Annotated in this window: 6 protein-coding genes; 5 read left to right on the top strand and 1 reads right to left on the bottom strand. The window is 69.9% G+C overall.

Translation table 11 applies throughout. From position 1 onward, the window contains the following. Positions 1 to 25 precede the first annotated feature (25 nt). Complete coding sequence (locus ACFVWW_RS33580) at positions 26 to 415, top strand: signal peptidase I (RefSeq protein ID WP_384184822.1); 390 nt, start codon at positions 26 to 28, stop codon at positions 413 to 415. Between the two features lie 103 nt (positions 416 to 518). On the opposite strand, the gene ACFVWW_RS33585 is transcribed toward ACFVWW_RS33580, so the two are convergent. After that, positions 519 to 1958 carry a gamma-aminobutyraldehyde dehydrogenase gene (locus ACFVWW_RS33585; RefSeq protein ID WP_384184755.1) on the bottom strand — a complete coding sequence of 480 codons (1440 nt, stop codon included), beginning with the start codon at positions 1956 to 1958 and terminating at the stop codon, positions 519 to 521. A gap of 178 nt (positions 1959 to 2136) precedes the next feature. On the opposite strand from ACFVWW_RS33585, the gene ACFVWW_RS33590 reads away from it, so the two are divergent. From ACFVWW_RS33590 to ACFVWW_RS33605, 4 genes are all read left to right on the top strand, one after another. After that, positions 2137 to 2628 carry an Lrp/AsnC family transcriptional regulator gene (locus ACFVWW_RS33590; RefSeq protein ID WP_384184753.1) on the top strand — a complete coding sequence of 164 codons (492 nt, stop codon included), beginning with the start codon at positions 2137 to 2139 and terminating at the stop codon, positions 2626 to 2628. Further along, a complete protein-coding gene (locus ACFVWW_RS33595; RefSeq protein WP_384184751.1) occupies positions 2613 to 3992 on the top strand; it encodes an aspartate aminotransferase family protein in 1380 nt (459 codons plus the stop codon). The genes ACFVWW_RS33590 and ACFVWW_RS33595 overlap by 16 nt, the downstream gene beginning before the upstream one ends. A 231-nt stretch (positions 3993 to 4223) precedes the next feature. Beyond that, positions 4224 to 4952, top strand: coding sequence for an ABC transporter ATP-binding protein (locus ACFVWW_RS33600; protein WP_384184748.1), 729 nt, complete (start codon positions 4224 to 4226; stop codon positions 4950 to 4952). Beyond that, positions 4934 to 6082: a hypothetical protein gene (locus ACFVWW_RS33605; protein WP_384184744.1), complete on the top strand. Its 1149-nt coding sequence runs from the start codon at positions 4934 to 4936 to the stop codon at positions 6080 to 6082. The genes ACFVWW_RS33600 and ACFVWW_RS33605 overlap by 19 nt, the downstream gene beginning before the upstream one ends. Positions 6083 to 6264 lie beyond the last annotated feature (182 nt).

Genomic DNA, 6264 nt, shown 5'->3' on the forward strand with positions numbered 1-6264 from the left:
GGACACGACGGCAGTGGCCGACCATATGAACGACAGCGTGTACGTAGGCAACGCGAGCGAGGACGCGGTGCTCGACCGGGGCTGGCTGCTCGGGCACTTCAAGGACCCCGGCGATCCTCGCCACAGCGAGGCCGTAGAGATCAAATGGGGCATTCACCCGCGTGGCGACGAGCGAACGCAGTGGGTGACCGGCGAGGAAAGAACGGCTCTGCTGGTGCTCATCAGCGGTCGCTTCCGCGTCGAACTCCCTGGCCGCAGTGTCCTGCTGGCACGCCAGGGGGATTACGTCCTGTGGGGTCGCGGCATCGACCACTCCTGGTTCGCGGAACAGGACTCGGTGGTACTGACGGTCCGGTGGCCGTCCGTGCCCGGCTATACAGCCACACAAGAAGAGCAGACCCGCTCGCCGCGCTGACCACGGAAGCACTGGCGGCCGTCGCTACCATGCTCCACATGGCGTGACGCGGACGGGGCGGGCAGGGGCGTGGTGGCCAGTGCTCGCCCCGTCGGGGGGTGTGTCAGCTGTCGAGTGAGGTCATTACGTGCTTGATGCGCGTGTAGTCGTCGAAGCCGTATGCCGAGAGGTCCTTGCCGTAGCCGGACTTCTTGAAGCCGCCGTGCGGCATCTCCGCGACCAGCGGGATATGGGTGTTGATCCAGACACAGCCGAAGTCGAGCGACTTCGACATCCGCATCGCGCGCCCGTGGTCCTTGGTCCACACCGAGGAGGCGAGGGCGAACTCGACGCCGTTCGCGTACTCCAGGGCCTGCGCCTCGTCCGTGAAGGACTGGACGGTGATGACCGGGCCGAAGACCTCGTTCTGGATGATCTCGTCGTCCTGCTTGAGGCCCGAGACCACGGTCGGGGCGTAGAAGTAGCCCTTGTCGCCGACCTGGTGGCCGCCCGCCTCGACCTTGGCGTGGGCCGGCAGCCGCTCGATGAAGCCGGAGACCTGCTTCAGCTGGTTCGCGTTGTTGAGCGGGCCGTACAGCACGTCCTCGTCGTCCGGCTGGCCGGTCTTCGTGTCGGCGGCGGCCTTCGCGAGGGCCGTCACGAACTCGTCGTGGATCGACTCGTGGACAATGACGCGGGTGGCGGCCGTACAGTCCTGGCCCGCGTTGAAGTAGCCCGCCACCGCGATGTCCTCGACGGCCTTCGCGATGTCGACGTCCTCGAAGACGACGACCGGGGCCTTGCCGCCCAGCTCCAGGTGGACCCGCTTGACGTCCTTGGCGGCGGACTCGGCGACCTGGATGCCGGCCCGTACGGAACCGGTGATGGACGCCATCGCCGGCGTCGGGTGCTCGACCATCGCGCGGCCGCTGTCGCGGTCGCCGCAGATGACGTTGAAGACGCCCTTCGGGACGATCGCGCCGATGATCTCGGCCATCAGCAGGGTCGAGGCCGGGGTGGTGTCCGACGGCTTCAGCACCACGGTGTTGCCCGCGGCGAGGGCCGGCGCGAACTTCCACACTGCCATCATCATCGGGTAGTTCCACGGCGCGACCTGGGCGCAGACACCGACCGGCTCGCGCCGGACGATGGAGGTGAGGCCCTCCATGTACTCACCGGCCGCGCGGCCTTCGAGCATCCGGGCGGCGCCCGCGAAGAAGCGGATCTGGTCCACCATCGGCGGGAGCTCTTCGGTACGGGTCAGCTCGACCGGCTTACCGGTGTTCTCGGACTCGGCGGCGATCAGGTCCTCCGCGCGCTCCTCGAAGGCGTCCGCGATCTTGAGCAGGACCTTCTGGCGCTCGGCCGGGGTGGCGTCGCGCCAGGCCGGGAACGCGGCCGCGGCGGCCTCCATGGCGGCGTCGACGTCGGCCGCCCCGGAGAGCGGGGACGTGGCGTACACCTCGCCCGTGGCCGGGTTGACCACCTCGATGGTCCGCCCGTCGGCGGCGTCCCGGAACTCCCCATTGATGTAGTTACGCAGACGGCGCAGCTCGGTGGTCACTGCCACCCCTCCTGTCAGATGTCCGATGGGTGAGACTCCCACCCTAATCGGTCGGTCGACGCTTTCGACAGGCCCGACCCTCGGGAACTTCGGATTCAGTGAGATTCGGGTCGCCCAACAACGAATTTCATCGATGCAGGGTTGCCAGACGGATGAGTCGCAGTGCACAGTGAACCGCGTGGCCAGTCGTAGCGCAGACTCCAGGACCGGGAACGGATCGTCACCGTCGATCGATGCCGTATCCCTCGCCATCATCGAACAGCTCCAGGAGGACGGGCGGCGCCCGTACGCCGCGATCGGCAAGGCCGTCGGCCTCTCCGAGGCGGCCGTGCGCCAGCGCGTCCAGAAGCTGCTCGATCAGGGCGTGATGCAGATCGTCGCCGTCACCGACCCGCTCACCGTCGGCTTCCGGCGGCAGGCGATGGTCGGCATCAACGTCGAGGGCGATCTGGAAGTGGTCGCCGACGCGCTGACAGCCATGGACGAATGCGAGTACGTGGTGATGACCGCGGGCTCCTTCGACCTGATGGTGGAGATCGTCTGCGAGGACGACGACCACCTGCTGGAAGTGATCAACAAAAGGATCCGCGCGCTCCCCGGCGTGCGCTCCACCGAGAGCTTCGTCTACCTCAAGTTGAAGAAGCAGACCTATATGTGGGGAACCCGATAGCCGTGAGCAAGGACCTCTCCAAAACCGCGTACGACCACCTGTGGATGCACTTCACCCGCATGTCGTCGTACGAGAACGCACCCGTGCCCACCATCGTGCGTGGTGAGGGCACCTACATCTTCGACGACAAGGGCAAGCGCTACCTCGACGGCCTCTCCGGCCTGTTCGTGGTCAACGCCGGTCACGGCCGCCACGAGCTGGCCGAGGCCGCCTACAAGCAGGGCCAGGAGCTGGCCTTCTTCCCGGTGTGGTCCTACGCCCACCCGAAGGCCGTCGAGCTGGCGGAGCGGCTCGCCCACTACGCGCCCGGCGACCTCAACAAGGTCTTCTTCACCACCGGTGGCGGCGAAGCCGTCGAAACCGCGTGGAAGCTCGCCAAGCAGTACTTCAAGCTGACCGGCAAGCCGACCAAGTACAAGGTCATCTCACGCGCCGTCGCCTACCACGGCACGCCGCAGGGTGCCCTGTCCATCACCGGTCTGCCGGCCCTGAAGGCGCCGTTCGAGCCGCTGGTCCCGGGCGCGCGCAAGGTCCCGAACACCAACATCTACCGCGCGCCGCTCTTCGGCGACGACCCCGAGGCGTTCGGCCGCTGGGCCGCCGACCAGATCGAGCAGGAGATCCTCTTCGAGGGGCCCGAGACGGTCGCGGCGGTCTTCCTGGAGCCGGTGCAGAACGCCGGCGGCTGCTTCCCGCCGCCGCCCGGGTACTTCCAGCGGGTCCGTGAGATCTGCGACCAGTACGACGTGCTGCTCGTCTCCGACGAGGTCATCTGCGCGTTCGGCCGGCTCGGCACGATGTTCGCGTGCGACAAGTTCGACTACGTACCGGACATGATCACCTGCGCCAAGGGCATGACGTCGGGCTACTCCCCGATCGGCGCCTGCATCATCTCCGACCGGCTCGCCCAGCCGTTCTACGAGGGCGACAACACCTTCCTGCACGGCTATACCTTCGGTGGCCATCCGGTCTCCGCGGCGGTCGGTCTCGCCAACCTCGACATCTTCGAGCGCGAGGGTCTCAACCAGCATGTCCTCGACCAGGAGGGCGCGTTCTTCGACACGCTGAAGAAGCTGCACGACCTGCCGATCGTCGGCGACATCCGCGGCAACGGGTTCTTCTACGGCATCGAGCTGGTGAAGGACAAGGCCACCAAGGAGACGTTCACCGACGAGGAGACCGAGCGCGTCCTGTACGGGTTCCTCTCCAAGGCGCTGTACGACAACGGGCTGTACTGCCGCGCCGACGACCGGGGCGACCCGGTCGTGCAGCTGGCGCCGCCGCTGATCTCCGACCAGTCGACGTTCGACGAGATCGAGGGGATCCTGCGGTCGGTGCTGACGGAGGCCTGGACCAAGTTCTGATCCGCTGAGCGGTTCCGTACGCGCGTCACCGCACGACCCGCGTCACCGCACGACCGCACCACCCGCATGACGGCCCGGGTGCCCCCCAATCGAGTGAGAAGGGGGGCACCCGGGCCGTGTGCTGTCCGCACACCCGGTTCCGAATACCTACCGTGCCCAGTGACCGATCGTCGCCGCGTTCGTTCCCCCGGACGGGGGACGGTAAGTCTGATCAGAACCGAGGTGTACGCCATGGTGGCCCCGCCGGACAACGACGTGCTCTGGGCGCGTTCCCTGAACTACTCCCACAACGGCTCGCCCGCGCTCGACGACGTCTCGCTCGGCGTGCGCGAGGGCGAGATCCTCGCCGTGAGCGGCCCACGCGGCAGCGGCAAGACGACCCTGCTGCGCTGCCTGTCGGGGCAGCTGGTCCCGCAACAGGGCGAGGTGTGGTTCAACAGCACGCCGGTCCACACCATGAGCCCGCTGCTGCGCGAACGGCTGCGCCGCGACCGCTTCAGCTGGATCGACGCCGAGCCCTCGCTCGTTCCCGAGCTCAACGCCTGGGAGAACGCGGCCCTGCCGCTGCTGATGCGCGGCGCGTCCCACCGCGCCGCCAAGACCGTCGCGATGGAGTGGCTGGAGCGGCTCGACATCGGCGCGTGCGCCCGCAAGCGCCCGCACGCCCTGCTCCAGTCCGAGCGGCAGCGGATCGCCGTCGCGCGCGCCCTCGTCACCACGCCGTCGGTGCTCTTCGCCGATGAGCCGACGGCGCCGCTACACCGGTCGGACCGCGCTCAGGTGCTGCGTACGCTGACCACCGCGGCCCGCTCGCACAGCATCACCGTCGTCATGGCCACCCTGGACGCGGAGGTCGCGACGCTCGCCGACCGCACGGTCTCGCTGCTCGACGGCCGTCGCACCAACTCGTTGGAGCCGTCCGAGGCGGAAGGCCAGGCCGCGTGCTCGCTCTCCGTCTAGGCCGTGGTACCCACCCTCTGGTCCTGCTGCGCCGGCTGCTGGTCGTGGCCGCCTCCGCCGGGATCGGCTTTCTGCTGTTGTGCACGCTGGGCTGGGCGATGGGCCACCCGGCAGGATCGCTGCCGCGGCTGCTCTGGTGTCTGATCCCTATCGCGGCGACGGTGCAGCTCACGGTCGCGGTGGCCCGTACGGATCCGGGCACCCGGCCACGCACCGGACTGTCCGCGGTCGGCCTCGGCCCGGCCCGGCTCACGGCGCTGGCCGCCGCGTCGGCGGCGGTGTCCTGCACGCTGGGGAGCGCGATGGCGCTGCTCGTCTTCCTTGTGCTGCGCGGCGATCTGACCGGGATGCCGTTCGCCGGCGAGGCGTCGGATCTGCTCGCCGCGAACCAGCCGTTGCCGCTGGCGGCGGTACTGACGCTGCTGGCGGTGGTGCCCGTACTGGCGACGGCGGCGACGGCGCTCGCGCTGCGCCCGCGCGCCCGCACGCACCCGGCGGACGACGAGCCGGCACCGGCCGCCGCGCCCGCGCCGGCCGGACTGCCGTGGGGCGTCGCCCTGACCGCGGCGGGCCTCGCGATCGAGACATACGCGAGCCGGAGCGGAGGCTCCGCGCTGCCGCTGCCGGGCCGCTTCGACGGCAGCCCGGCGGGCGTCCTGGCCGGCTGGGCCCTGACCGCCGTCGGTCTCGCGCTGGCCGGCCCCGGCATCACCCATCTCTGCGGCTGGCTGCTGCAGACGCTGCGGCCCGGTGCGATCCGCCTGCTCGCGGGCCGCACCCTGATGGCCGAGGCCCGCCGTATCGGCCCGTCGCTGGGTGTCCTGTGCGCGGTGGTCTCGGGCGCCTTCGCCGCGGCGTCGCTGTACGGCACGGGCGACGAGCGGCCCTTCGGCGCTCTCACCGGCCTCGGTGCGGCCCTGGTCATCGGCTGTACGGCGGCGACGCTCCTGACGGCGACCCTGGAAGCCAAACAGGCCCGCGCCTCCACCACGGAGTCCCTCCAGCGCCAGGGCGCACCCGTCGGCCTCCTCCGTACAGCGGCGGCGGTGCGGGCGACCACGGTCCTCGCGGTCTTCGCCCCGCTGACCTGGGCGGTAGCGGCCCTGGCAGCGGTCCCGCTGGCCGCCTGAGCACCGGGGTTCGGCCCCCGTCGTCCGCGCCCCCCCAGCGCGGGGGGCGGCCCCCGGGGGGCCCCCACCCCCCGCCGCCCGGCGCCCCGGGACTCCGGCGTGTACGCCTGGACGATGAGCCGCGCCGACTCGCGCGCCTCTTCCTCGGTCATGGGGTTGTGAGACATGAGGACTGCTCCTTT

The sequence above is a fragment of the Streptomyces sp. NPDC058198 genome, from assembly GCF_042882605.1.
Classification (GTDB): Bacteria; Actinomycetota; Actinomycetes; order Streptomycetales; family Streptomycetaceae; genus Streptomyces.

Coding starts and splice junctions, on each gene's coding strand:
- ACFVWW_RS33580 (WP_384184822.1), top strand. CDS start 26: ATGAACGACAGCGTGTACGTAGGCAACGCGAGCGAGGACGCGGTGCTC.
- ACFVWW_RS33600 (WP_384184748.1), top strand. CDS start 4,224: ATGGTGGCCCCGCCGGACAACGACGTGCTCTGGGCGCGTTCCCTGAAC.